General features: G+C 44.1%; 16 protein-coding genes. 9 read left to right on the top strand and 7 right to left on the bottom strand.

Features of this window, described 5'->3' with window-relative positions; all coding sequences use genetic code 11:
* Positions 1 to 426: 426 nt before the first annotated feature.
* The 4 genes from pdhR to lpdA all read left to right on the top strand — a co-directional run bounded on the left by pdhR (position 427) and on the right by lpdA (position 7,504).
* Positions 427 to 1,176 carry a pyruvate dehydrogenase complex transcriptional repressor PdhR gene (pdhR, locus tag N475_RS09910; RefSeq protein WP_063355754.1) on the top strand — a complete coding sequence of 250 codons (750 nt, stop codon included), beginning with the start codon at positions 427 to 429 and terminating at the stop codon, positions 1,174 to 1,176.
* Between the two features lie 102 nt (positions 1,177 to 1,278).
* A complete protein-coding gene (gene aceE, locus N475_RS09905) occupies positions 1,279 to 3,945 on the top strand; it encodes a pyruvate dehydrogenase (acetyl-transferring), homodimeric type (protein WP_063355720.1) in 2,667 nt (888 codons plus the stop codon).
* An 11-nt stretch (positions 3,946 to 3,956) separates the two neighbouring features.
* Positions 3,957 to 5,861 (top strand): pyruvate dehydrogenase complex dihydrolipoyllysine-residue acetyltransferase, encoded by a 1,905-nt coding sequence (gene aceF, locus N475_RS09900; protein WP_063365180.1) that lies wholly within the window; start codon positions 3,957 to 3,959, stop codon positions 5,859 to 5,861.
* 218 nt (positions 5,862 to 6,079) lie between these two features.
* Complete coding sequence (lpdA, locus tag N475_RS09895) at positions 6,080 to 7,504, top strand: dihydrolipoyl dehydrogenase (RefSeq protein WP_063355718.1); 1,425 nt, start codon at positions 6,080 to 6,082, stop codon at positions 7,502 to 7,504.
* An 89-nt stretch (positions 7,505 to 7,593) separates the two neighbouring features.
* Here the strand turns inward: lpdA and N475_RS09890 are convergent, their stop codons facing one another.
* Positions 7,594 to 9,963 (bottom strand): S8 family serine peptidase, encoded by a 2,370-nt coding sequence (locus tag N475_RS09890; protein ID WP_063355717.1) that lies wholly within the window; start codon positions 9,961 to 9,963, stop codon positions 7,594 to 7,596.
* Positions 9,964 to 10,200: 237 nt separating this feature from the next.
* Positions 10,201 to 11,310: a tRNA nucleotidyltransferase/poly(A) polymerase-related protein gene (locus N475_RS09885; protein WP_063365179.1), complete on the bottom strand. Its 1,110-nt coding sequence runs from the start codon at positions 11,308 to 11,310 to the stop codon at positions 10,201 to 10,203.
* A gap of 172 nt (positions 11,311 to 11,482) precedes the next feature.
* Between N475_RS09885 and N475_RS09880 the strand changes: the two genes are divergently transcribed.
* Both N475_RS09880 and N475_RS09875 read left to right on the top strand, forming a co-directional pair.
* The gene (locus N475_RS09880) at positions 11,483 to 12,397 is read left to right on the top strand and encodes an ExeA family protein (RefSeq protein WP_063355715.1); all 915 of its coding nucleotides are present in this window, start codon (positions 11,483 to 11,485) and stop codon (positions 12,395 to 12,397) included.
* 9 nt (positions 12,398 to 12,406) lie between these two features.
* Positions 12,407 to 13,498, top strand: coding sequence for a general secretion pathway protein GspB (locus N475_RS09875; protein WP_063355714.1), 1,092 nt, complete (start codon positions 12,407 to 12,409; stop codon positions 13,496 to 13,498).
* A gap of 36 nt (positions 13,499 to 13,534) precedes the next feature.
* Here the strand turns inward: N475_RS09875 and N475_RS09870 are convergent, their stop codons facing one another.
* Entirely contained in the window at positions 13,535 to 14,728 is a 1,194-nt protein-coding gene (locus N475_RS09870; RefSeq protein ID WP_081215832.1) for a cyclic di-GMP phosphodiesterase, read from the bottom strand.
* A gap of 180 nt (positions 14,729 to 14,908) precedes the next feature.
* On the opposite strand from N475_RS09870, the gene N475_RS09865 reads away from it, so the two are divergent.
* Positions 14,909 to 16,219, top strand: a complete 1,311-nt coding sequence (locus N475_RS09865) for an amidohydrolase (protein WP_063355712.1) — start codon at positions 14,909 to 14,911, stop codon at positions 16,217 to 16,219.
* A gap of 20 nt (positions 16,220 to 16,239) precedes the next feature.
* Here N475_RS09865 and rluA read toward each other — a convergent pair whose 3' ends face one another.
* Positions 16,240 to 16,893, bottom strand: coding sequence for a bifunctional tRNA pseudouridine(32) synthase/23S rRNA pseudouridine(746) synthase RluA (rluA, locus tag N475_RS09860; RefSeq protein WP_063355711.1), 654 nt, complete (start codon positions 16,891 to 16,893; stop codon positions 16,240 to 16,242).
* Positions 16,894 to 16,967: 74 nt separating this feature from the next.
* Positions 16,968 to 17,732, bottom strand: a complete 765-nt coding sequence (locus N475_RS09855) for a DeoR/GlpR family DNA-binding transcription regulator (RefSeq protein ID WP_063355710.1) — start codon at positions 17,730 to 17,732, stop codon at positions 16,968 to 16,970.
* A gap of 142 nt (positions 17,733 to 17,874) precedes the next feature.
* Between N475_RS09855 and N475_RS09850 the strand changes: the two genes are divergently transcribed.
* The gene (locus N475_RS09850) at positions 17,875 to 18,534 is read left to right on the top strand and encodes an HAD family hydrolase (protein WP_063355709.1); all 660 of its coding nucleotides are present in this window, start codon (positions 17,875 to 17,877) and stop codon (positions 18,532 to 18,534) included.
* Positions 18,522 to 18,809 (top strand): hypothetical protein, encoded by a 288-nt coding sequence (locus tag N475_RS09845; protein WP_063365178.1) that lies wholly within the window; start codon positions 18,522 to 18,524, stop codon positions 18,807 to 18,809. The genes N475_RS09850 and N475_RS09845 overlap by 13 nt, the downstream gene beginning before the upstream one ends.
* Before the next feature lie 35 nt (positions 18,810 to 18,844).
* On the opposite strand, the gene N475_RS09840 is transcribed toward N475_RS09845, so the two are convergent.
* Positions 18,845 to 20,329: a hypothetical protein gene (locus N475_RS09840; RefSeq protein WP_063365177.1), complete on the bottom strand. Its 1,485-nt coding sequence runs from the start codon at positions 20,327 to 20,329 to the stop codon at positions 18,845 to 18,847.
* A gap of 175 nt (positions 20,330 to 20,504) precedes the next feature.
* Entirely contained in the window at positions 20,505 to 23,402 is a 2,898-nt protein-coding gene (gene rapA / locus N475_RS09835; RefSeq protein ID WP_063355706.1) for an RNA polymerase-associated protein RapA, read from the bottom strand.
* Between the last annotated feature and the right edge of the window lie 361 nt (positions 23,403 to 23,763).

Below are 23,763 nucleotides of genomic sequence, written 5' to 3'. Positions count from 1 at the left end.
CCCTGTTTGACCGCAAGTTTGTCATTGATTACCTCGCCGCTTTTATCTGAGTTTCAAAATGACTGTATATTGCAGTATTAAGAGCAATTCATTGCCCATGTGTCCCATGCTATTTTTTGTACTACCTAGTTTCCCAACTCATCTGGTCTGACCATTTTTATTTTTCTTTGCAATCATTTTTAATTGTATAAAGTTTAATCTGAATGGATGTCAAAAAAAGGATATTAAAAGCGATGAAAAGGTGTAATTTTGACAGCCGAGCTTGATTTTGATAACTTATTGTCCAAATTTGGTATGACCAATTTACCTACCTGGTCACAATATACTAAATGATTAAGTAAATATTGCTAAGTTTTAAAGGCTTACGGTTTAACGTAGGAACTTCATTCTTAGTTGGTGGATATAACCCAAACTGGCGTGTTATCAATGTCTTTGAAGATTAAAGCTGCGAAACTCTCGGATGTGATTTTAGAGCAATTGGAAAACATGATTTTAGAAGGATCATTGCTTCCAGGGGAAAAGCTTCCCCCAGAAAGAGAGCTTGCTAAGCAGTTTGAAGTATCCCGCCCTTCGTTAAGAGAGGCGATTCAAAAACTCGAAGCCAAAGGGTTAGTGACGCGTCGCCAAGGTGGCGGCACGTACGTTAAAAATCAGCTAGAAGAAGGTTTAACTGATCCACTGTTTGATTTGATCAGTAAACACCCTGAGTCTCAGTTTGACTTACTTGAATTCCGTCATGCGCTTGAAGGTATCGCTGCTTATTACGCAGCTTTGCGAGGTACCGATAATGATATGGATAAAGTAAAACAAAGCTACGACAACATTGCCGAGGTGGGAGACGACTTAGCCCTAAAAGCCAAAGCAATCAATGCATTTCATTTCACTGTAGCAGAAGCGTCACATAATGTGGTGTTACTGCATTTAGTGAGAGGGATGCAAACGTTACTTGAGCAAAATGTATTACAGAACTTAACCGTTTTGGTGCAAAAGTCAGACGTGAGTGAACAACTTGCGCAGCATCGAGCGGTATTGATGGATGCTGTTATTCAAGGTAATCCAGAAAAGGCAAGGCTTGCGAGTAACGCTCACCTTGCCTTTATTGAAGAAGCATTATTAGAAGCGGGCAGAGAGCGCTCTCGAATTGAGCGCAGTCTACGTCGTACTAAACAGCAATAAGTTAGGTAAATTCGGTCTTTTAAGCAAAATCGAGCAATTAAGCTTGATTGCGTCATTGACGCATTGAATAAATTTGCATTTAAAACATAAGGAACACTCCATATGTCTGAAGTCAATAAGTTTGACGTTGACGCGTTAGAAACCCAAGAGTGGTTACAAGCGCTTGAGTCAGTTGTAAAAGAAGAAGGCGTAGAACGTGCGCAATTCTTACTTGAGCAAGTGCTAGAGCAAGCCCGCCTAGATGGTGTGGATATGCCTACTGGTATTACTACAAATTATGTAAATACCATTCCGGCTGACCAAGAACCAGCTTACCCTGGTGATACTACAATTGAACGTCGTATCCGCTCTATCGTACGTTGGAATGCGATCATGATCGTACTTCGTGCGTCTAAAAAAGACCTAGAGTTAGGCGGCCACATGGCGTCTTACCAGTCTTCAGCAGCATTTTATGAAATGTGTTTCAACCACTTCTTCCGAGCTCCAAATGAGAAAGACGGTGGTGATTTAGTTTATTACCAAGGTCATATTTCACCTGGTATTTACGCACGTGCGTTCCTTGAAGGTCGTTTAACTGAAGAGCAGCTAGATAACTTCCGTCAAGAAGTAGATGGTAAAGGTATTTCTTCATATCCTCACCCTAAATTGATGCCTGAGTTCTGGCAATTCCCGACTGTATCTATGGGTCTTGGTCCGATTGCATCAATTTATCAAGCACGTTTCCTTAAGTACCTAGAAGGCCGTGGCCTAAAAGAGACTAACGAGCAGCGCGTATATGCGTTTCTAGGTGATGGCGAGATGGATGAGCCAGAATCACGTGGTGCTATTTCTTTCGCTGCGCGTGAAAAGCTAGATAACCTATGCTACCTAATTAACTGTAACCTGCAGCGTCTTGACGGCCCAGTAATGGGTAACGGTAAGATCATTCAAGAGCTTGAAGGTCTATTCAAAGGTGCAGGTTGGAACGTGATCAAAGTTGTTTGGGGTTCTGGTTGGGACAAGCTACTTGCTAAAGACACAACTGGTAAGCTTTTACAGCTGATGAACGAAACAATCGACGGTGACTACCAGACATACAAATCAAAAGACGGTGCATACGTACGAGAGCACTTCTTCGGTCGTTACCCAGAGACAGCAGCATTAGTTGCTGATATGACGGATGAAGAAATCTTCGCACTTAAGCGTGGTGGTCATGAACCTTCGAAACTATTTGCAGCATTTAAAGCGGCTCAAGATGAGAAAGGTCGTCCAACTGTAATCCTAGCTAAGACTGTAAAAGGTTATGGCATGGGTGAAGCAGCTGAAGGTAAGAACATTGCACACCAAGTTAAGAAAATGGACATGTCTAGCGTTGAGCACTTGCGCTCACGCCTAGGTCTTGAAGATCTGGTTTCTGACGAAGAAATTGCAAACTTACCATACCTTACGCTTAAAGAAGGTTCTGCTGAGTACGAATACTTACACTCGCGCCGTAAAGCACTACACGGTTATACGCCGCAGCGCTTACCTAACTTCACACAAGCACTTGAGTTACCAAAACTGGAGCAGTTCAAGCCGCTACTTGAAGAGCAAAAGCGTGATATTTCAACCACAATGGGTTATGTACGTGCGCTAAACATCTTGTTGAAAGACAAGGGTGTTGGCAAAAACATCGTACCTATCATTGCGGATGAAGCGCGTACTTTCGGTATGGAAGGTCTATTCCGTCAAATCGGTATTTACAATCCACACGGTCAGAATTACACACCGCAAGACCGCGACATCGTTTCTTACTACAAAGAAGCAACATCAGGTCAGGTACTGCAAGAGGGTATCAATGAACTAGGTGCAATGTCTTCATGGGTTGCTGCTGCAACATCATACAGCACTAACGACCTACCGATGATCCCATTCTACATCTACTACTCTATGTTCGGTTTCCAACGTGTTGGCGACATGGCGTGGATGGCGGGTGACCAACAAGCACGTGGTTTCTTATTGGGTGCTACAGCTGGTCGTACAACGCTTAACGGTGAAGGTCTACAGCACGAAGACGGTCATTCACACATTCAAGCGGGTACTATTCCTAACTGTATTTCTTACGACCCAACGTTCGTATTTGAAGTTGCGGTTATCTTGCAAGATGGTATTCGTCGTATGTACGGTCCAGAGCAAGAAAATGTGTTCTACTACCTAACGTTGATGAATGAAAACTATCACCAGCCAGCAATGCCGGAAGGTGCTGAAGAAGGTATCCGTAAAGGTATCTATAAGTTGGAGTCGAACGCGGGTGAGAAAGCACACGTACAGCTTATGGGTTCAGGCACTATCTTGAACGAAGTACGTAAAGCAGGTGCAATCCTAAGCGAAGAGTACGGCATTGGTTCAGACGTATTCTCTGTAACGTCATTCAATGAACTAGCTCGTGACGGTCAAGACGTTGAGCGTTTCAACATGCTTAACCCTGAAGCAGATGCGAAAGTACCTTATATTTCAACTGTATTAGGTGAGTCTCCAGCGATTGCTGCAACTGACTACATGAAGAACTATGCAGACCAAGTACGTGCATTCATGCCAAGCAGCTCATACAAAGTATTAGGTACTGACGGTTACGGTCGTTCAGACAGCCGTGAAAACCTACGTCGTCACTTCGAAGTGAACGCAGGTTATGTGGTTGTTGCTGCACTTAACGAACTTGCTCAACAGGGCAAGGTTGAAAAATCAGTTGTTGCTGACGCTATCAAGAAATTTGATATCGACACAACAAAAGCTAACCCACTTTACGCATAAGAGGCAAAAACATGTCAATTGAAATTCATGTTCCAGATATTGGTGCCGATGAGGTTGAAGTAACCGAGCTCCTAGTAAGCGTAGGTGACACGGTTGAAGTGGATCAGTCATTGATCACAGTTGAAGGCGATAAGGCTTCTATGGAAGTACCAGCAGCGGCTGCGGGTACTGTAAAAGAAATCAAAGTGGTTGAAGGTGACAAAGTTTCAACGGGCTCTTTGATTATGATTTTTGACGCAGCGGGTGCAGAAGCACCGGCTGCGGCACAAGCGCCTGCGGCTCCTGTTGCAGCGCCAGCACCTGCGGCGCCAGCTGCTGCTGAGCTTAAAGAAGTACACGTACCAGATATCGGTGGCGACGAAGTAGAAGTCACTGAAATCATGGTTGCAGTAGGCGAAGCTGTTGAAGCTGACCAGTCTATCTTAAACGTAGAAGGCGATAAGGCTTCTATGGAAGTACCAGCACCATTTGCAGGTACTGTGAAAGAAATCAAAGTTGAAGTTGGCGGTAAAGTGTCAACTGGCTCTTTGGTATTCGTATTTGAAGTTGCGGGCAGTGCGCCAGCAGCTGCATCTGTTGAAGCGGCACCTGCGCCTACGGCGGCACCTGCAGCGGTAGCAGAAGCGAAAGAAGTACACGTACCAGATATCGGTGGTGATGAAGTTGAAGTGACTGAAATCATGGTATCTGTTGGTGATTCAATCGAAGAAGAGCAGTCTCTTATTACTGTAGAAGGCGATAAGGCTTCTATGGAAGTACCGGCACCATTTGCAGGTACTGTAAAAGAGATCAAAGTAAACGCTGGCGATAAAGTATCGACTGGTTCTTTAATCTTCGTATTTGAAACGGCAGGCAGTGCGCCAGTTGCAGCACCTGCTGCTGCACCGGCACCAACAGCAGCACCAGCTCCGGCTGCAAAACCTGCTCCGGCAGCAGCTCCAGCTCCTGCATCAGCACAAAAAGATGACTTTGTTGCGAACGATCAGTATGCACACGCATCACCAGTTGTGCGTCGTCTAGCTCGTGAGTTTGGTGTAAACCTAGCGCGTGTTAAAGCAACCGGTCGTAAGAACCGTGTTGTTAAAGAAGACGTTCAGAACTATGTGAAAGAGCTAGTGAAGCAAGTTGAATCAGGTCAGCTATCTAAAGGTGGTAACACCGGTGGTGGCGAGCTTGGTCTAATTCCTTGGCCGAAAGTAGACTTTAGCAAGTTTGGTGAAGTTGAAGAGAAGAAACTATCTCGTATTCAAAAGATCTCTGGTGCAAACCTACACCGTAACTGGGTACAAATCCCACACGTTACACAGTTTGATGAAGCAGATATCACAACGCTAGAAGCATTCCGTAAGGAGCAAAATGTTCTAGCTGAGAAGAAGAAGATGGGCGTGAAGATCACACCATTAGTCTTCGTGATGAAAGCGGCTGCAAAAGCACTTGAAGAGTTCCCAACATTTAACTCTTCTCTTTCTGAAGACGGCGAGAGCCTAACTCTGAAGAAATACGTGAACATCGGTGTGGCGGTTGATACGCCAAACGGCTTGGTTGTTCCTGTATTCAAAGATGTAAACAAAAAAGGCATCATTGAGCTTTCTCGTGAGCTGATGGAAGTCTCTAAGAAAGCACGTGACGGCAAGCTGACAGCAGCTGACATGCAAGGCGGTTGTTTCACAATCTCAAGCCTTGGTGGCATCGGTGGTACATCATTCACACCAATCGTGAATGCACCAGAAGTGGCTATCTTAGGTGTATCTAAGTCTGAGATGAAGCCGAAATGGAATGGTAAAGAGTTTGAGCCGCGCTTAATGGTGCCGCTAAGCTGTTCATACGACCACCGTGTAATTGACGGGGCGCTTGCAGCACGCTTTACTGTGACTCTTGCAAACTACCTGAGCGATATTCGTCAGCTAGTAATGTAAGGTGAACCAAAACCGCCCAACATAGGTTGTGCGGTTTTGTTGTATTTTTAGTGTCCTGTCTGATATTTGGACGGGACATTAGTGAGTGCGAATGATACACTTTCGCGCACAAAAAACTCTCTCTGTTGGTTTTGTCCTAATTTGGCGACTGGCAGGCAAATTGGGTGCGGATACTCAGTTGAGTAGAGTCCCGTTCGAATAATAGTTAAGGTAATAACATGAGCAACGAAATCAAAACTCAAGTTGTTGTACTAGGCGGTGGTCCTGGTGGTTACTCTGCAGCATTCCGTGCAGCAGACCTAGGTTTAGATGTTACATTGATTGAATCTCGCGATACCCTAGGTGGTGTTTGCTTGAACGTAGGTTGTATTCCTTCTAAAGCACTACTTCACGTGGCTAAGGTAATCGATGATGCAGCTGAAATGGCTTCTCACGGTGTAACTTTCGGTGCTCCACAAATCGATTTAGACAAAATCCGTACTTGGAAAGAGTCTGTAATCGGTCAACTTACTGGCGGCCTAGCTGGTATGTCTAAAATGCGTAAAGTTAACGTAGTTAACGGTTACGGTAAATTCACAGGTTCTAACACCATCGCTGTTGAAGGGGCTGACGGCACTAAGACAGTGACGTTTGATAACGCAATCATCGCAGCAGGTTCACAGCCAGTAAGCCTTCCATTCATCCCACAAGATGAGCGTATCATTGATTCAACTGGTGCACTTGAGCTTAAAGACGTACCTGGCAAACTACTTGTACTAGGTGGTGGTATCATCGGTCTTGAGATGGGTACTGTTTACCGTGCGCTAGGTTCAGAAATCGACGTTGTTGAATTTGCTGATCAATTAGTACCTGCTGCTGACAAAGACATCATCAAGGTTTACCAGAAGTATGTTAAGAACAAGTTCAACGTGATGCTTTCTACGAAAGTTGTTGCTGTTGAAGCGAAAGAAGACGGTATCTACGTTTCATTCGAAGGTAAGCAAGCACCTGAAGGCCAAGTACGTTATGACAAAGTATTGGTTGCGGTTGGTCGTACACCAAACGGTAAACTACTTGACGCTGACAAAGCAGGCGTTGCTGTTGACGAGCGTGGCTTCATCAACACCGACAAGCAAATGAAAACGAACGTTGACCACATCTTCGCGATTGGTGACATTGTTGGTCAGCCTATGCTTGCACACAAAGCGGTACACGAAGCACACGTTGCTGCGGAAGTTATCTCTGGTAAGAAGCACTACTTCGATCCTAAGTGTATCCCTTCAATCGCTTACACAGATCCAGAAATTGCATGGGTTGGTGTAACTGAGAAGGAAGCGAAAGAGCAAGGTCTTAAGATTGAAACTGCGGTATTCCCGTGGGCAGCATCTGGCCGTGCAATCGCTTCTGCACGTACTGAAGGTCAAACTAAGCTTATCTTTGATAAAGAGTCAGGCCGTGTTATCGGTGGTGCAATGGTTGGTATCAACGCAGGCGAAATGCTTGGTGAAATCGGCCTAGCGGTAGAAATGGGTGCAGACGCAGAAGACGTGGCACTTACTATCCACGCTCACCCAACACTGAACGAGTCAATCGGTCTAGCTGCTGAAATTTTCGAAGGTTCAATCACTGACCTTCCAAACAAAAAAGCAGTTAAGAAGAAGTAATCTAACTTCTTTTTGATTTTCGCGAATCGCGATTAAAAAACCCGGCTATAGCCGGGTTTATTGATATCAGTAAGCCCAAAATATTTTTATTACTTCATTGGTGCAACGTAAACACCAGCGTTCGCAAAGCCAACGACATCTTCTGTGCCATCACCATTTACGTCTGCCATCATACGTGGATGCTGTTGCACTCGCCATCCGCCAGCACTATAACCAAAGTTATCTACGACGCGTTTAGGCGCTGAGAAGCTACTGCCATTCGATGTTGAAATGTATACACCTGCATTTGCAAAACCAACCACATCCTTCTTGCCATCGCCATTTACGTCAGCTAGGTATCGAGGGTGGTTTTCAACGCGCCAGCCACCAGCTGTATAACCATAGTTATTTACCCATTGGCGCATCGCGCTAAACCCTGTGCCTGTAGAAAGTGCAACATACACACCGGCATTAGCAAACCCTACCACGTCATCACGGCCATCACCATTTACGTCAGCCATAAAGCGAGGGTGGTTTTGAACGCGCCAGCCGCCTGCACTATAGCCAAAGTTACTTATCCATTTTTGAGGTGAGCTAAACGATGAACCATTAGAAAGAGATACATAGACGCCTGCGTTTGCAAAGCCGACAACGTCTTGTTTGCCATCGCCATTCACGTCAGCCATCATGCGAGGGTGGTTCTCTACACGCCAACCACCAGCTGTATAGCCATAGCTACCAACCCACTGGCGCATTGGAGCAAAACTTGTTCCTGTCGAAAGTGCAACATAAACCCCTGCGTTAGCAAAGCCAACAACGTCCTGTTTGCCATCGCCATTTACATCAGCCATCATACGAGGATGCTGATTGGTGCGCCATCCGCCGGCACTATAGCCAAAGCTGCCAATCCATTTTTGTTGTGCAGTAAAGCTTGAACCAGTTGACAGTGATACATACACACCAGCATTTGCAAAGCCTACAACGTCATCACGGCCATCGCCGTTCACATCTGCCATCATACGTGGGTGGTTCTCAACTCTCCAACCACCAGCTGTGTATCCAAATGAACCTACCCACTTACGTGGAGAAGAGAACGATGCGCCATTTGAAAGTGACACGTAAACACCTGCATTGGCAAAGCCAACGACATCTTTTTTACCATCGCCATTTACGTCAGCCATCATGCGCGGGTGGTTTTCTACTCGCCAGCCTCCAGCTGTATATCCATATGCGCCTACCCATTGGCTATACGGTGGCTGTTGAGTTTCATGGATAGAATATAGCAAGCGGTTAGGTGAGCCTTGTGGATCGCCAATCTCGTTGGTAGTCGAATCACCTAATATTCTCGCAGTGACTTGTGCTGGTGTCAGGTTAGGCGACTGCTGTAGATGAAGTGCTGCAACACCGGCAACGTGTGGCGCAGCCATAGACGTACCACTGATAGTACTTACACCGTTGTTTATCCAAGCAGAAGTGATGCTTTGCCCTGGTGCAAAAATATCGACACAATTACCAAAATTTGAGAAGCTAGCGCGCTGATCTGTATTCGTTGATGCTGCTACTGTGATTGCGTTTGGCGCACTTGCTGGAGAGATGTTACATGCATTGCCATTGTCGTTACCCGCAGCTGCGACCATTGAGATCCCGCGGTTAATGCTTGCTTGAACCGCATTATTTAGCGCAGCACTGACAGGTGTACGGAAACTCATATTAGCAACAGCTGGCAACGTCGCATTTGCTGTAACCCATTCAACACCATCAATGATAGTGGCTAATGAACTACTTCCTTGGCAGTTAAATACTCGTACGCCGACCAAGTCAACATTCTTAGCAACACCGTAGGTTTCGCCACCAATAGTACCCGCAACGTGTGTTCCGTGGCCATGACAATCATCAGCGTTATTATCATTATCGACAAAGTCGAAACCGCTGGCTGCACGGCCATTGAATTCGGTATGGTCAACTTGAATACCAGTGTCTAAAACATAAGCAGTCACATTTGAACCTGTGAAGTTATAAACATAGTTAGAATCAAGTGGCAGGGCACGTTGGTCGATTCTGTCTAGACCCCATGTTGCATTTGTTTGTTTTGCACTGACTGTTGCATCTAAGGTGATGACACGGTTTGGCTCAATGAAGGCTACATTCGGATCTGAAAGTAATGCAGAAAGCTGAGATTTTGATGCCGTTACTAACGCGCCATTAAGGGTTGCAGAGTAAGTTTTTTCTAGTTTGATGTTGTGTTGATTCACCAAGTTTTGACTTTGAACCCTATTGAAATCAGCTCTTGCTGTTAGGGTGTCAGCTGCAATGGTATTTGGTGTTTCAAACACGACAATATAGCTGTCTTTAACGACTGTGCTAGAAGCTGGTGCAGTCACCATTTTAGGGTGAGTCACCTGTGCCAATACAGATGTGCTAGACAATGTGGAAAATAGAATACCAGTAATGGCAGCGGCAAGCTGATGCTTTTTATGCATTGCAATTCCTTTTCATGTTTTTAATAGTAGATTTTGGTCAATAGACCTTTTGTGTATAAATTGTTATATATGTTATAGGTACTATATATGCTTGTTTTTTTTGTGATCAAGTTAAATTTTATGACATTCTACAAGATTAAAAATTTAGTTGTTTTTTGTACAATTGGATGGAGGTCTGGTCGCGCTATGGTGGAAGTGAGAGTGCAGACTGTATGATTGCACTCCCCAGTAGTAAGTTTACTTGAGGTCTAATAGACTCTGAATGCGTTTTAATTTCAGCTTATCCATTTCTGTTTTTATCTCTGCTCCTTTCGCGCCGAGTGCAATCACTTCCTGAGCTTTCACGTTGCAAGCGGCTTTATACGCTTTGCTCAATTCAGAGCCTCTTCTGGCACAGGCAGCATCGATTACACGGATGCTGTTGATAAATAGACTGAGGCGCTCTGGGCGACGCCAAGCATCCAACTGGTTAAATATCTGCATCAGTGTATCAGCTTGCCAAGTATGAGATTGAAGAAGTGGTAAATTTGTTTGTAAATCTCGCAAGGCTTCAGCAAATGCTTTTGGGATCTTATGATCTTGTTCTAGATTGTATGTACTTATATCGGCGCGATATTGCCACAAGCTAAAAGCAGATCTGAGATAAGTCTCATTGCTTTGATCTAACCGAGAAATCTGATCAGCTATGGTATTTGACGTACCTTGATCCCACTTTGTCTGCCAAGGTGTTACATAAGGCAGCGCGTTAAGATCAGACAAGACATAGGTAAAGATATGAATAGCGCCATCTTTGAGAGACTTCTCGATTTCCATCCATACGCGTTCTTTGGTGAGAGTTTTTAGCTCTCCTTGAGCAACCATATCTTTCATCAACAAGACAGTTTCATCGGCAATAGTAAAGCCCAAGTAGTTATAACGAGCGGCGAATCTCGCGACACGCAAGATCCTAAGTGGATCTTCGCTGAAGGCATCACTGACATGACGTAAGATCTTATTGTCGAGATCTACTTTACCTTGATAGGGGTCGATCAAGTTACCCTGATCATCTTCTGCGATCGCATTGACTGTCAGATCGCGCCGGATCAGATCATCTTCTAGAGTAATGGTTGGTGCAAAGTCGCAGATAAACCCAGTATAGCCTTGCCCCTGTTTTCTTTCAGTTCTGGCAAGTGCATGCTCATCTTTACTTTTTGGATGTAAGAAAACAGGGAAGTCTTTACCGACTTGTTGATAGCCAAGTTTCAACATATCTCTAATTGTGGCGCCGACCACCACATAATCCCGCTCTAAAATAGGCCGGCCAAGCAACTTATCTCTGACCGCACCACCTACCAAATACACCTTCATAGCCATCCTACATACTTCTTGGTTAATCATTAACTATGACACTATCGTCTTGAGTTTAAAATGTTTGTTCCTAAATTCATGAAAAATTCAGGGGCGATTAAGCAAACAGTGTTTTAACTTAAAGTGATTTTTTGCCATTATAGGCAGCATTCTAACAATAAAGAGACATATCGTGTATTTACGCTACTTTGGTTTAACGGAGAAACCGTTTTCAATCGCGCCAAATCCTGAGTTTCTGTTTTTAAGTGATCGCCACAAAGAAGCGTTGGCACATTTAACTTATGGACTCGGTGACGCTGGCGGTTTTGTATTGTTAACAGGGGAAGTGGGGACGGGGAAAACCACAGTCACCCGCAGTATGTTAGCGCAATTGCCTGAGTCTACTCAGGTCGCGTTTGTGTTAAACCCTGCGTTGTCTGAAATGGAGTTGTTAGCGAGTATCTGCGATGAGCTAGATATCGAGTATGATGCTAAAGAAGCGTCATTAAAATCCCTAACTGACGTCATTAAGGCGAGATTACTGGAAAATCATGAACATGGTGGACACACCATGTTGATCATTGATGAAGCGCAGCATTTAGCTGCTGAAGTACTCGAACAGTTGCGTCTGCTAACCAACTTAGAAACAGATCATAAAAAATTACTGCAAATTGTTTTAGTCGGGCAACCCGAGTTACAGCAGTTACTACAACGTAATGAGTTACGTCAGTTAGCACAAAGGATCACTGCACGATATCATTTGTTACCCTTAACCGAATCACAGGTATTCTCGTACATTAAGCACAGGCTTAATAAAGCTGGTTGTGATGCGAACTTATTTAGCGATCAGTCTATCCAATATATTCATCAGGTCACGGCTGGGATCCCAAGGCTGATAAACTTACTGGCTGATCGTTGCCTATTAGGGGCTTATTCGTCTCAGCAGCAAGAAGTAAGCAAACAAATTGCGCAAGAAGCTGCGAAAGAAGCTCTGCCGCTAAACCTAATACCAGAGCAACAGAAGAAATCTCTCAATGTGCCTGCTTTGGTTTCCGGCTGGGTCGCGGCTATGTTTGCCTGTGGCTTTGGTCTTTCATTTTTATTTTAATGGTGTGCTATGTCTTACCTTGTCAATGCATTAAAACAATCACAACAACAGTCAAAGTCTGAACAAGATTATGTACAGGCACGACAAAGTGCACAAGTTGCGTTTTATAAACGTTTAAGTATGGGTTTGGGGGGCGGCCTACTGACGGTTTGTGCTTTGGGGGCTGGTTACTTTGTAGGGCAATCAGTTCAATCAGAGCCTCAAGTAGACGCATCTCTCAAAGTAGCCTCAACTCCAAGCGTCAAAACCGAAGAAGCTGCACAGAAATCGCCCGAGGAAGATAAACCAGCAACGGCACCTACTGTTGCGCCAGCGACAACACAAGTCGCTGCTGTTGCCCCCGCACCTGCGCAAACCATACTGCAACCAGGTCAAGTTGTGGCGCAAGTACCAGTCCAGGTGCAGCCACAATATAATGCAGCGATTAACAACCAAATTAATTATCAATGGATGTCCGTGCAAGTGGGCTTTGATGCAAGTGGCAATGCTGTATACTCGCAGCAATTAGTGCCTGTGAATAGTCAGGGACAAATAATTAATGTGCCAATCCAGGGACAAACTCCACAAATGCAGCAGCTCGTTCCTAATCAGCAGTTTGCTCAGCCAAATATGGGTTATGCGCAGCAACCTATGGCAATACCGAGCAATCAAAATATGGGGCAATACCGTGTGGTCGGTGCGCCTTATAACAGTGCTGGACAGAATAATACTTCGGTTGAAAAACAGCAGGAAGATGAGCTTGATGGTGTTTCTGATGAGCTGAAGCAAGCGTTTGCGCAGGCCGTTGCTGAAACTAATTACCAAGAGGAGCGTATTGGTGCTGATGGTGATGTCGTCTCTAGCAGCCGTATAACTGCAAATGCAACGCCCGTAGAGTTGTTACCACCGCGTTTGCAAAATAGCATCCCGTCTTTGCGATATCAGGCACATATTTACGCCACTGAACCAGAAAAGCGGTGGATCAAAATTAATAATCGCGAATTATACGAAGGGGATAATCTAGGCGCATTGACCATCGTTGAAATCACACCTGAACAAGCACTGTTTGATTTTGATGGTATCGAATTTACCTTGAGTGCAATGCAAGACTGGATACCTTAATCCTTGCCTGAGGTGCTGCCGTAGCCAATTAATCAGTTATGGCAGCATCGAATGACGGAAGAATTTGATCAGATCTAGTCCAAACTCCTCTGGTTTTACCGCCGCTTCTAATTCATCATCAATTCGTTTGTCACTGAGATCGATATCTCTGACTTCGACATGAAACATATTTTTAGCATTGTAAAAAACCTTCACTACTGGCTGCAAAGGTGAGTCTGGATTGCTAGCTGCAACAATCCCCACACGATGGCTCTTAAGCTTTACTAAGGTCCCAACAGGGTACATACCAATGCAGTGTATAAATTGATTAAGCAACTCTTCATCAAATTCATTGGGGCAACCAGCTTTGAGTTTTTTAAAAGCTTGAATAGGTGTCATACCGACTTTATAGACCCTTTCAGCGGTTAATGCGTCATAGACGTCAACGATCGATATCATGCGTACAAATTGTGATAATTCATCGCCTTGTTTGGCAAACGGGTAACCTGTGCCGTTCAGTCGTTCGTGATGAAAGCCCGCAATTTCAGATGCGATTGTACCCAGTCCGGCTTCTTTTACGATGTCATGACTATATTTTGCATGTTCGCGCATGATGGCAAATTCGTTTTCACTGAGCTTTTCTGGTTTTTGTAAGATTTCATCGGGAATTTTAATTTTACCTATGTCATGAAGCAGTGCCCCAGTGGCCAACTCTTCAATAAGTGCCCTGTCAAAGCCAAGGTGTTTGGCAAAAATACTCATTAAAATCGAAACGTTTAAAGAGTGCTCCAAAAGGTAGCCATCTTTGTCTCGGATCCGAGCGATACAGGCCAGTGCATCTTGATTGCGAAATACAGAGTCTATAAAGCCTGAAGCGGTTTCTTTAAACTCGGTGACATCAATTTTGCGCCCATCTCGAATATCAGTAAAGGCCTTCTCTTGCAGTTGCTTGGCTTGCTCATACATTTTTACTGCTTGCCCAAGTTCGGCTTCTACTGGGACCGATTTGTGCCAAGGATCAATTTGCGGCGGCTCTAAGCATTCTTCAGAGACATTATGTTCTTCTTCGGTTTGATTTAGTGTTTTGTCAGGGTCAATCTCGACTTCAAGAACACCTGATTGGATCAGGTTCTTGATCCCTTTTTGATCTCTTACCCAACCTTGATTTTTTACTCTTACGTGGCCTGCTTGTTTAATCACGCCCACAACAAACATACCCGGTTCTAAATCTTTGATATTTATTGTTTTCACAGTAACAAAATCCCCCTGTAGAGAATTTAAGCTTAGCAAAGGCTTAGCAAAATGGTAGATCAAAACCGTCTATACGCAGTGAGTTTTACTCAAACTGATAGGTTGTTCATAAAGTAGTTGCAATTGTGCGCTTTTGTTTGCAATCTGGTGTGACATTCCAAATTCAATAATAATAAATTTATGAAAACACTGATCGCGTCTATTGCGTTACTGTCCAGTGCTAGCGCCGCAACAGCTAGCAATTTAGATCAACAGGTTACACGTGCATTGCCAGAGCTAGAAGCACTCTATTTACACTTGCATCAAAATCCTGAACTCTCACTTCAAGAGAAAAAAACAGGTGCTCGCCTTGCTGCTGAGCTCAAACAATTGGGTTTTAAGGTAACTGAAAGAGTGGGGGGATATGGTGTTGTTGGTTTGCTCAAGAATGGTGAAGGACCTACGGTGATGATCCGTGCAGACACTGATGGTTTACCGATCATTGAACAAACAGGCAAACCATATGCTTCTAAGGTAAGAGTTAAAGATGCTAACAATAATACCGTTGGTGTTATGCACGGCTGTGGTCATGACATTCATATGACGAGTTTTATTGGCGCGGCAGAGCAACTGGTAGCTAACAGAGACAAATGGCAAGGGACATTAATGATGGTGGCACAGCCTGCGGAAGAGGTTGGAGCTGGTGCAAAAGCAATGTTGAAAGAGGGCTTATTTAGCCAGTTTGCCAAGCCGGACCATGTGCTTGGGTTACATGTGAGCGCTGCACTACCTGCTGGTAAAGTTGCTATCTCCCCAGGCTATGCACTGGCTAATGTCGATTCTGTAGACATTATTGTCAAAGGGCAGGGTGGCCATGGCGCTTATCCTCATACCACCATAGATCCTGTCGTGCTGGCATCGCGTATTGTGCTTGGGATCCAGACCATTACAAGTCGAGAGATCTCTCCATTAAAGCCCTCAGTGATCACTGTTGGATCTATTCATGGTGGATCTAAACACAATATTATTTCGAATGAAGTTAAGCTACAACTTACACTGCGATCATACGACCGAGAAGTGCGAGATCAACAAATTGCGGCGCTGGAACGGCTTACCAAGGGCATAGCTCTGAGCGCGGGGCTGCCAGAAGCACTTGCGCCAGTGGTTTATGTGCATGAAGAAGAGAGTATTCCATCCACCTATAATGAGCCGGCACTTGCCAATCGTGTGACTGACAGCATTCGCAATGAGCTCGGTGAAGCACAAGTGCTTAAATCAGACCCTGTTATGGCAGGAGAAGATTTTGGCTTATATGGGCGCACCGAAGATAATATTCCCATCACGATTTTTTGGCTAGGTGGTGTTAACCCTGAAGAATATCAGCGCGCACAACAAACAGGTGAGCCATTGCCATCGTTACATTCAAGTAAGTTTGCACCTGATTATCCACTAGCGATCAGAACAGGTGTACGTGCAATGACTGCAAGTGCACTCGATCTCTTTAATCAATAAAGCGCGTTTAAGCACCAGGTTTAAAACGGATCTGGTGCTTCAAAGTGCATCATCTCACCACTGATTGGGTGGCAGATCTGCAGCATTTGCGCGTGTAGTTGTAATCTGCTCGCTGCGGCCAATGCTTCACCTTGAGCATAGAGTCTGTCACCTAGGATAACATGCCCCAGTGATTGCATATGCACGCGTAGTTGATGCGAGCGGCCTGTGATGGGTGTCAAAGATACTCGTGTGGCCTGTGCTTCATGCTCTATCACTTCATAATGGGTGAGAGAAGGTTTACCAGATTCATGGCAGACTTTTTGTTTAGGTCGGTTTGGCCAATCGCAGATTAAGGGCAAATCAACAGAGCCGTGTGATTGCGTCAATTTGCCATGCACTCGTGCCACATACCGCTTTTTGGTGAGTCTATCTTGGAATTGAATACTCAAAAAGCGGTGGGCTTCTTTGTGCATTGCCAAACATAAAACCCCTGATGTTGCCATGTCTAATCGGTGCACTATTTTGGCTGAAGGATAAACTCGATTGATGCGGTTAATTGCACTGTCCGCATGTTTAGGATCTTTGCCAGGTACCGTTAACAAGCCACTTGGTTTGTTGATCACTAACATGTGATCATCCTGATATAAGATCTCGATATACGGGTCGAGTGGTGGGTTATAGTTTAGAAGCACTGCAAATTTCCAAGATAGATCAAAACCCGCTTATTTTAACTGGCAAGATGTAAAAGGCCAAGCATGTGAAGGCGCTAATCATCAGATACCACCGTCAACTCAATACCTCGCTCTTGAATACTCGCTTGCACGTCAGAGCGGAGTCCTTCGTCAGTAATGATGTGATGGATCTTATGGGCTGGCACAATTTGATAGGTCATCGTTTTATCAAGCTTATCATGGGGGCCCATTAAAACGGTGCGGTCCGCTTGCTCTATGGTTGCTCTCAGTACTTCAGCTTCTTCAAAATAATTGACGCAAAACCCATGCTTTATGTGGAATGCACATATGCCCATAAAAACTAAGTCAAAACGGATCTGCTTGAGCATCTCAATTGCACCATTACCAACCGTGCGCATAGCAGGCTTAAACATACGTCCCCCGAGCTGTATGACTTGCACTTGTGGATGTTGCATTAAGTCTTGAACAATCAACGGGCAGCCTGTTACGACGGTAAGTGGCAAATTAGCTGGCAAATTTTGCGCGAGGTAGCGACAGGTTTCCCCTGAATCAATCACGATGGTTTGCCCTGCTTCGAGCATGGCCAGTGCCGGTTGAATAAAGCGTTTTTTAGAAGGATCCGGGGTGCCTAAGCGATCGAAGTAATCGGGCGTCTCTTCTTGTAAAACAAGTGCGCCACCATGCACGCGGCGCAGTAACTTTAGCTCCCCTAATTTATTAAGATCGCGTCTAATTGTATCTTCACTTACAGCCAGCAATTTAGCCAGATCAACTGAGGTGATCCTGCCTTGGGCATTGAGCTGTTCTAAAATTAATTGATGTCGTTCTGCTAAGAGCATTTTGCACGTTCCTGCATCTTTTTGCCGAATTTTACTTGATCTTACAGGAATGGCAAGGCTATTATCTGCATGAGATAGCCTGTTTTTGCATTAATATTTGCTTGAATGCATGTTTTTGCATATTTATAAAGGGGGGGGAAGTATGAAACAATTCTGTGACCTAACTGCATACTGTGGGGTGATTTTCGATATGGATGGCACCTTGGTAGACTCTGACAAAGCGATTGCTAAGGCTGTGGAACCTTGGTGTCAAATGCATAACCTTGATCTAGACATGGTCCTAAAAACAGGGCGAGGCATTCGTTTTAAGGATTTTATAACACATTTTGTACCGCATTTAGATATTCACAACGAAGCTAAAAATTTAGAAAGGGCAGAAGAAACTTTTGTTAATTGCGTGAATGAGGTGGCAGGGGCTAGCCGATTTATCCATTACTTAAGTGAAATTAAATTACCCTGGGTGCTTGCTACCTCAGCGGATAAACAAAACGCTATTACACGAATGCAAACCTGCCAATTGCCAATCCCGGCTGAGATGGTCACGGCTCAAGACGTGTGCAAAGGTAAGCCCGATCCAGAGCCATTTATGTTGGCGGCAGAAAAATTGGGATTGCAGACTCATCAATGCCTTGTATTTGAAGACTCAGAAGCAGGTGTAACTGGTGCATTGGAAGCCGGCTGTGACGTAGTAGTCGTTGGCGGGTTCTGCCAATTAACGCATCCAAGAATTGTCGCAAGAATTGCGGATTATACGTCATGGAACACAACAATTGAGGAGGCGGTGAAAACATGCAAAGGTTAACTTGGTCGAACTTTCTAACCAGTAGTGAGCGGCATTGGGATGTCGCGGGTATTTTGTTTGGAGCCATAGCAGGTATTGCCTTACTTGGGCAGCTAATCACGGAAATTAATCGACACGGAGAAAGCACGCTTTCCATGACGTTTTTATTTGGCTATGTGGTGGTATTTGGTTTTTGGCTACTTTATGGAATGCGTTTTAAACGCCCAGCCATTATTGTGACAAATGCGGTGTGTTTATTCTTACAATCATGGATAGCCATTGTGGTACTCGGATAGAGGGGCGCAATCGCCCCTACTAAATACGTGTTTATTTACTGTGGCGATGGGCCCGCATTATGGCCAAATTTAAATACGCCTGTGCGCCCAGTATTACAGCTCTCTTTTGCTGAATACTGACAAACTGCAAACTCATCTCGATCAAAGTGCGTCATTTCAAAAATCATCTCTTGTTGATCAATGTATGTGTGTAGCTTTCCGTCAATGACTGAGAACGTCCCAGTTCCCTTTGGAGTAGTGACTTCTGATACGGCATGTCCATCAGGCGTTGGCATCATACTAAAGAAGTACGGTGTGCTGGTGCCTTCGGATTCTAAGGTCATATTTGTATACCCTAGGAAGCTTTCTGAAAACGCATCAATGCCTAATTGATCTTGGCGTTCCACTTTAACGATGCGTTTTCCCTGCATTTTAAGCGGGCCCTGGGGATAAAATTCAGAGTAGAAATAAAAATTGACGTATAACGTATTACCTTTTCTCGCAAGTAACTCGTAGTAGAACTGGCAGCTAATATAGCAGCTATCGTCTGGACAGTTTAATACGGTGCCCAGCTCTGGGTGATCTAGCTTTTCCCTGTAAAGTTGGCCTCGGCTGTCGATAGACCATTTTGATGCAGTGTGTGCAATGTTGGCAATGGCGACGTGATCTGAGTAATAGTCGTGAAAGCGACCTGAAATATGCCACTGGCCAACGACTTGCTCGTGAGTGAGTGTCACATCTTGCTTTTCTACCATTAAGCCATGTAACCATTGTGATTTTTGAGTGGTTTTATTTTTTTGTTTAGCGACAAAGCGCAGTCCGATATCATCAAAGTAATCCAAGACTCTAAGCACGTATTTAATTGAATTTGTACCACTTTGGTAGTGTAAGATGAGCCTCTTTCCTTTTATTTTCCACACCAGTTCACTCTGTGTGTTATCCCAGTGCTGTATCGATCCCGTACCATCGGCATTAAATGTAACTGACGCTGTGCTAGGGGCTTTGAACCAAGGAGTGTCTACATGCGTTACTTCATCAATATATTCAATTTCCCAGGTTTTATTTACCAATTGCGTTGGCCATTTTTGTAGTTGGCGTTGTTTTACAAATACCGCACTGTTTGTTTGGGTATAGGCACTGAGCTCTTTTTGTTCCTCTTTATGCCATATTTGCATGTGTTGAATGTACTGATTATTTTGTCCGCGAGTTGCGGTATTTATCGTTAATGCGGTTACTTGATAGACATGTGTTTCATGCTCTGCAATGGGGAGCTCATATTGAATGAGTGGTTGGTTTAATCGAATGTATATTTGTTCCTGATAATGCCATTGCCAAAGGCCAGAAGTATCTTCGTCTGTGGATATAATAACTTGATTATTGGACTTAAATGATAGTTTATAAGCATGATTGACGACATCATTATCAATCAGAAAATAGTTGCCTTTCAGATGAAGGCTATTAACAGCCAGTGCTTTAATTGAAGCCGTGCTCAAAAGCAGCAGACCGAATAGAAGTAGTATATTTGTTAGTTTAATTTTCATTATTTATCTTCTCCTTGATTGTTTAAATCTTAACCAAGTTAGCAAGAGTGAGTAGGATAAACAACGCTTTGGGTATGAATTAAATAATAAAAAAGTATGGTTTTAAGGATGGCTGGTAGTGCTAACGAAAACAAGGTAACGGATTTAAGCATCCATTACCTTGTTACTTTTTCACTTATTGATTAGACACCACGATTAAGCGGATAGCGTCAAGTTTGACCTGTGCCTTTGCAATATGCTCACTTAGCTGTGCTTTTTGCTTATCAAATACCTGAATCTCCTCATCACGAATATTCGGATTGATAGCTTTAAGGGCCGTTAAGCGGTCTTGCTCTTCTTCTAAACGCGTTTGCATGTTGCTTTGTGCTTGTGACTGTATCGTCTCAAGTTGCTGGTTAGCAAGCTCGTTTGCTTGTGCGATAAGAGGGTGTATACCAGATTGCAATGCATTCGCAAGTTTGCTGGCTGTTTGACGACCAACGGCAGATAATTGTTGGTTAAAGGCGTCAAATGCAACGTTGTCAGCTAGATTGTTTCCTGCTTTGTCCATCAACACGCGAATTGGCGTCGGTGGTAAGAAGCGACCAATTTGCAATGACTTAGGTGCAGAGGTTTCGGCAACAAAGATTAGCTCAACAAAAAATGTGCCCACTGGTAGTTTGTTATTTTTCAATAACGCGACAGACGCACAACCAAAATCATCATCGCAGATCATATCCATCACCCCTTCAACAATTGGGTGATCCCAACTAATAAACTGGGCGTCTTCTTGCGATAGTGACGTTGCGCGATCAAAGGTAACCGTGATCCCATCATCTTTTAAGCATGGGAAAGAAGGATTGAGCATATGTTCTGTTGGCTTCAGGATAATGGTATTTTCTCCTTTATCCTCTTGATTGACGCCAAAGATATCAAATACGTTGATCATATAGGCTGGCAAGACTACATCGTCATCAAGCTGCTCAATGTCACTGACTATACGCTCAGCGTGGCCCTGTCCACTAGAGTGAAGTTCCAATAAGCGGTCACGACCTTGCTCCATTTTCGCTCGCAGTACCGTGTTTTGCTTTGCAACTTGTTCTAACAATGGATCCAATTCTTCTTCGTCGCAATTGTGTGCACCGATGAATTCCAGTAAATCCTCGCTAAATTCTTTATACAACAGCTGGCCAGTAGTGCTGGTGGTTTCGAAGGCATCAAGAGCTTCATCATACCATCTCAGCAGTACTTCTTGTGCTGTATTGCTAAAGTAAGGTACATGGATATTCACATCATGCTGCTGACCAATCCTATCTAAACGACCAATACGTTGCTCTAGTAAATCAGGGTTTAGCGGTAGATCAAATAGAACAAGATGATGCGAAAACTGGAAGTTACGGCCCTCTGAACCAATTTCAGAACACAGCAGTACTTGAGCACTGTCATATTCATCAGCGAAGTATGCAGCTGCACGGTCACGTTCAATAATAGACATACCCTCGTGGAATACTGCAGAGCGTATACCTTCGCGTTCACGCAATGTTTGCTCTAGGCTGATGGCAGTTTGTGCTTCGGCACAAATGAGCAATACTTTTTCGTTCTTCAGCTCTTTGAGCTTTTCAATCAACCAGCTAACGCGTGGATCGAACTGTGTCCAGCTCGCACTTTCACCTTCAAACTCTTGGAAGATTTTCTCAGGGAAGAGCGCACGTAAAGCACTTTTTTCAGCACTTTGAATACCGCCAATATTGCCCAATACAGACATCGCGGTCTTGTATTGTTTCGGCATGTCTACAGGGTAGGCATGTACTTTTCGGCTAGGGTAGCCATCGATACCACTGCGGCTGTTACGGAACAAGATTCTTCCTGTGCCGTGGCGGTCTAACAACATGCTCAAAAGCTCTTGTTTGGCACTTTGTTCACCACTTTTAATCTGGTTCAGCAAATCCGTGATATCTGTTTCTTTTAATAGCGCCGTAATCGTTTGAACCGCTTTGTCGTCCAGTGCATCATCTAGCAGTAACTTGTTGGCGGCATCTGCAATTTCTTTGTAATTGCTTTCTTCTTCAACAAACGCGTCGTAATCGTAGAAACGGTCTGGATCTAACAGTTGCAGGCGTGCGAAATGGCTGCGATGGCCCAATTGATCAGGCGTTGCAGTTAACAGAATGAGTCCTGGAATATCTTGGCTTAGTTCAGCAATACGCTGATACTCAGTACTTGGTTTGTCTTTTTCCACGGTTAAGTGATGGGCTTCATCAACGATCAATAAGTCCCAATCGGCAAGGGTTGCTTGCTCAAACCAACGGCGTTTTTTGGTAATAAACTCAAGGCTCACAAGAACCAGCTGTTCTGTTTCAAAAACATTTGGAGAGTCAGCAAATGCTTCATCACAACGTTCTTCATCAAAAATAGAAAAGTGTAAATTGAAGCGTCGTAGCATCTCAACTAACCACTGATGCTGCAAGCTTTCAGGCACCACGATTAGTACGCGATTCGCTCGTCCGGTTAAGATTTGCTGGTGCAAGATCATACCGGCTTCAATGGTTTTACCTAATCCCACTTCGTCAGAGAGTAAAACACGTGGTGCGAAACGTTGACCCACTTCGTCCGCGATGTAAAGCTGGTGCGGGATCAGACTCGCACGTTGGCCAATAAGGCCTTTAAGATGAGATTGTTGACGGTTAAATTGGTGCTGCCATGTTTGGTAGCGCAGCGTATAGCGATCAAAGCGGTCAACTTGGCCTGCAAATAGTCTGTCTTGCGGTTTGTTGAACTTAATAAAATGATCTAAAAACGTTTCTTTTAAACTTACGGTTTCTTCTGTATCTAAACGAACACCATGATAGCAAAGTAAATCTCCTTGCTCCTCAATGCTGTCGACACGCATTTCCCACTCTTCAACACTGCGGATAACATCCCCAGGATTAAACGCAACGCGAGTAACCGGTGCTTCTTGTACAGAATAAACGCGGTTTTCTCCACTGGCGGGAAACAGAATGGTTACTTGTCTACCTTCTAAGGCGACAATGGCCCCTAAACCCAAATCTGATTCGGTATCGCTTATCCAGCGCTGACCTAAGGAAAAATTCATGGTTTTCTCATCTTCGCAGAAAAAAGGCGGCTATGTTACCGAGAAGCAAAGCCTTGTTCAAGATTGTAAAAGCACATTAAATATGCCTTGGCACAGGTATTTATTGTGGTTTTGCACAGTGTCTTGTACATATTGTGATTTTACTCATATGTGATTATTTTTGATTACGCAATATTGGTAGTTAAGCATAGTCAAAGTTTATATGTATTGAAGATAAAATATACGAACTGGTAAGGTAAAAAAAGTACTTCACATCATCTTTGTATTTATTAAAGGAACTTTATCCGGAAGCCAGGTTGAGATTCTTTTGTCATAAAAACGACTTTTGTGACAAATAGACTAAAATTAAGTTAGAGCTTTG

This window comes from Pseudoalteromonas luteoviolacea DSM 6061, assembly GCF_001625655.1.
GTDB classification, from domain to species: Bacteria; Pseudomonadota; Gammaproteobacteria; order Enterobacterales; family Alteromonadaceae; genus Pseudoalteromonas; species Pseudoalteromonas luteoviolacea.
This window is presented reverse-complemented; position numbering and strand designations above follow the sequence as displayed.

Coding starts and splice junctions, on each gene's coding strand:
- aceF (WP_063365180.1), top strand. CDS start 3,957: ATGTCAATTGAAATTCATGTTCCAGATATTGGTGCCGATGAGGTTGAA.
- N475_RS09890 (WP_063355717.1), bottom strand. CDS start 9,963: ATGCATAAAAAGCATCAGCTTGCCGCTGCCATTACTGGTATTCTATTT.
- N475_RS09875 (WP_063355714.1), top strand. CDS start 12,407: ATGTCTTACCTTGTCAATGCATTAAAACAATCACAACAACAGTCAAAG.
- N475_RS09845 (WP_063365178.1), top strand. CDS start 18,522: ATGCAAAGGTTAACTTGGTCGAACTTTCTAACCAGTAGTGAGCGGCAT.
- N475_RS09855 (WP_063355710.1), bottom strand. CDS start 17,732: ATGCTCTTAGCAGAACGACATCAATTAATTTTAGAACAGCTCAATGCC.
- lpdA (WP_063355718.1), top strand. CDS start 6,080: ATGAGCAACGAAATCAAAACTCAAGTTGTTGTACTAGGCGGTGGTCCT.
- rapA (WP_063355706.1), bottom strand. CDS start 23,402: ATGAATTTTTCCTTAGGTCAGCGCTGGATAAGCGATACCGAATCAGAT.
- aceE (WP_063355720.1), top strand. CDS start 1,279: ATGTCTGAAGTCAATAAGTTTGACGTTGACGCGTTAGAAACCCAAGAG.
- pdhR (WP_063355754.1), top strand. CDS start 427: ATGTCTTTGAAGATTAAAGCTGCGAAACTCTCGGATGTGATTTTAGAG.
- N475_RS09850 (WP_063355709.1), top strand. CDS start 17,875: ATGAAACAATTCTGTGACCTAACTGCATACTGTGGGGTGATTTTCGAT.
- N475_RS09840 (WP_063365177.1), bottom strand. CDS start 20,329: ATGAAAATTAAACTAACAAATATACTACTTCTATTCGGTCTGCTGCTT.
- N475_RS09885 (WP_063365179.1), bottom strand. CDS start 11,310: ATGAAGGTGTATTTGGTAGGTGGTGCGGTCAGAGATAAGTTGCTTGGC.
- N475_RS09865 (WP_063355712.1), top strand. CDS start 14,909: ATGAAAACACTGATCGCGTCTATTGCGTTACTGTCCAGTGCTAGCGCC.